This window comes from Chamaesiphon polymorphus CCALA 037 (assembly GCF_003003845.1).
In the GTDB taxonomy this organism is placed as follows: domain Bacteria; phylum Cyanobacteriota; class Cyanobacteriia; order Cyanobacteriales; family Chamaesiphonaceae; genus Chamaesiphon; species Chamaesiphon polymorphus.
This window is the reverse complement of the sequence record NZ_PVWO01000578.1, coordinates 1-3,336: the sequence shown is the minus strand read 5'-3', so window position 1 is coordinate 3,336 and position 3,336 is coordinate 1. Positions and strand designations below refer to the sequence as shown.

Annotated in this window: 1 protein-coding gene; it reads right to left on the bottom strand. The window is 49.3% G+C overall.

Annotation, left to right across the window (positions count from 1 at the left end; all coding sequences use genetic code 11):
- Nucleotides 1–93 precede the first annotated feature (93 nt).
- Nucleotides 94–3,006 carry a methyl-accepting chemotaxis protein gene (locus C7B77_RS26635; RefSeq protein WP_245894445.1) on the bottom strand — a complete coding sequence of 971 codons (2,913 nt, stop codon included), beginning with the start codon at nt 3,004–3,006 and terminating at the stop codon, nt 94–96.
- Nucleotides 3,007–3,336: the final 330 nt, after the last annotated feature.

The window sequence follows — 3,336 nt, the reverse complement described above, 5'->3', positions numbered from 1 at the left end:
CCCGTCACCTCATACCCTCTGCCTAAAACCTAAAGCCTAAAGCCTAAAGCCTAAAGCCTAAAGCCTAAAGCCTAAAGCCTAAAGCCTAATCCCTTACTCGACTTTGAATCGTTCGACATAAGTCAACAGGTTGCGAGCGACGACAACCAGGTTTTCGAGGGATGAAGAAACCTTCTGTGCTTCTTGAGAAGTGGACTGAGCCTGAATTTCGACCGATTGCATAACTTCGGTGACGGCTTTGGAGGTTTCGCGTTGCTCGATCGTATCGGAGGTAATCGATCGCACCAGAGCATCGATCCGATTGGATACTTGAATGATGTCATCGAGCGATCGTTTGGCTTGTTCTGCCAGTTTGGTACCCTGGATGACTTGTTGCGTCCCTTGTTCCATCGCTGCCATTACCGAACCAGTCTCGCTTTGAATCTGGAGTACGATATGCTCGATTTCTTTGAGTGCTTTGGCACTTCTATCGGCTAGTTGTCGGACTTCATCGGCAACGATCGCAAATCCTTTGCCGGATTCACCCGCACGAGCGGCTTCGATACTGGCGTTGAGTGCGAGTAAGTTGGTACGCGAAGCAATTTGCGAAATTACCGACACAATTTGCGAAATTTGTTGCGAAGACTCGGCCAGACGCTTGACTTTTCGAGTACTTTCTGCTACTGTTTCGCGAATCTCTTGAATACCAGCTACCGTCCGTTCGACCGCTTCTCCACCTTTGAGGGCGGTAGAAGATGCCGTGCGAGCTACTTCTTCTGATTCCCGCGCGCTTTCGGCTACCCGTTTGATCGAGGCCGTCATCATTTGGACGGAGTTCACGGTGACGGCGAGTTCTTCGGCTTGGCTGAGTGCGTCGGAGGATAATCGACGGGCGAAGGCTTCACTTTCGGTCGAACTTTGGTTGACCTGAACGGCGGCGACTTGTACCTGTTGAACGATCTGCCGCAAACTATCGATCGTTAAGTTAAAGGAGTCGGCCACCGCACCGAGGACGTCGGCAGTAACTTCGGCTTTAACGGTCAGGTCTCCGCGTGCTGCGCCTTCTACATCGTCGAGAAGGCGAATTACCTGGCGTTGGAGTTCGTCTTTGGCCAGTTCCATCTCCCGTGCTTTGCGTTGGGCTTCGGAGTTGCTAGTAACCACCGATTGGAGCATGTAGTTAAAGGAGGACGACAATACACCCAATTCATCTTGAGAAGATACAGTCGCCCGCGCCCCCATATTTCCTTGAGCAACTTGCTCGAAATTAGACTGAAGATCGCGAACGCTCCGACTCACCTGTCTGGTGTAACGACCAGTCAAGATTTTGGTAATTCCAAAGCTAGTCAAGCCACCCAATAACATCATTAAGGCACCAGCATTTTGGAGCGGCGGACGAGCATCTTTGGCAACTTTTTCAGGGAGCGTAAGGCTAGCCACAAAAGTTACTCCCGCAATGACAACTGCCGCACCCAGACCCGCAGCACCAGAGATCATCCACTGCTTTTTCTGGAATGAAGCATTTTCAAACGGCGCAAAGACACCTTGAGCTGGAGCGATATGAGTCAGGTGGGAATTATCATCGCGATACATACTACTTACAGCTCCAGTAGGCTGAGCTTTGATGCCAGAGATCGACACTCCATTAATAAAGGTCGAACTATCATCAAACATTGCTGAAGATTTAGGTGTGTCCATTGCTGATGGCGCGCGCTGTTCGAGAAAATCGTCCGGCAGATCCAAAAATCCCGATTGCGTCCCAAAGTCAGCATCTTCCGCTGCAAATGGTAGTGCGTCAATTGCTGCAAATTGCGAAGGTGATTGGGCGAGTGGAACATGCGCCGCAGGGGGAGTAGTGTTGACTTCTTGAGGTTGAAAGGCATCTTGAAAAGCTTGTGCTACACCAAAATCAAACCCGTCAGCTTGGGGGTTCTCGATGTCATCGTGCCGTGCATCGGCTGGTGATTTCTCGTCCAGCCAATTGGCGGGATCGGATGATTGACCTGTTGGCGGCCAAGCCATGGGTAGCGCGCCGCTAATTTCATTGAGAGCATCAGAGATATCTTCGACCGAAAACTCAGCTTGACCGAAATCGCCGCTAATTTCCGCAATGCGATCGTGGAGCGGCTGTGCCGAAGGTTCGGCGGTATGAGCGGGAAAAATCATCGTCGGTCGATCTGATGCGGCCACGGGGCGATCTGGCAGGTCAGTCTTAGACTTTGACTCGGTGCTCGCCGCTGCGGGTAAATCTGTCGAGCGATCCGAACTTTCAAACGGAGAAACAGATCGCTCGGGGTCGAAAGTATCGAAAGCACGCTGTGCTGCTGGCGAAATATTAAAAAAGCCAGTATCCTCTGCGGCTTCGGATGTCGTCGCTAGCGGTAAATTGTCGAAGATTTGCTCCGCTTGGCTGTCTTCCTGATTATAGCCAAATGCGAAAGCATCAGTGAGAGTTTCTTGCTCGTTGTTATAAAATCCAGTTGCTATTTGTGGCTTTTGGCCGCCAATATTGGTATTAGTCTCGATCGAGAAAATGTCCGTCCCTTGACTGGGAAACAGTTGTCCCGACATATCGATGTTAAAGTTGAGCGCGGCTAGATCGAAATCTTCATCAGCAGTCAGATCTTCGGGCTGTCTCCAAGTCAGTAATTCGGCAGAATCGGCGGTCGTATTGCGATAATGTCCGCCAGAATCACCACCATTAAACTGCTCTCGATCGACGCGATCGCCCATTTGACCGATACAAGAGTTAGCATAGTCTAATCCGCTATGGGCAAATTGTAAAAATTCTGGGTCGGTCGAGATACCGATGACATATTCATACTCTTTTTTACCAATTTCGTATTGATACAAACCATAACAATAGATGTGTCCGCGCAAGAGCCGAACGCTAGGGTCGTCCTGAAATTTAGTAACTAGGGTGTCGATAATTGTGGCCGCTTTTTCATAGTTACCTTGGAGATAAGCTGCTTCCGCTAGTTGATAATCTTGAGTATAGTCTTGCATACGATCGGGATTAGAAATCATTGGGTTTCCTATCTGTAACTGGCTAATTTTATAGGTTATTATTTTTTATAAGTTTCATTCTCTTAGCGAAAATAGTCGGCTACTGACTACTCTCAACCGATACTCGATGCCGCTGTCGCGGACACTACATGAGCGAGTCATGGCTATCGAAAGTAGATCGAGATATCGACGCCGATAGTAGAAAGAAGATGACACTGTAAAAATTTAACTAACATTATTTGAGGGGAGAAGATGACTGCTCGGCTCGTATCGCCAGAGGCGAGGCTACGCCAACGCATGGCGTCCGCAACAGCGGAATCTTTGTCAGAGCCAGAGAGCTACATTTTAGAC

What these genes read in the sequence shown, in the direction of transcription:
- C7B77_RS26635 (WP_245894445.1), bottom strand. Translation starts at nt 3,006, where the DNA reads ATGATTTCTAATCCCGATCGTATGCAAGACTATACTCAAGATTATCAA.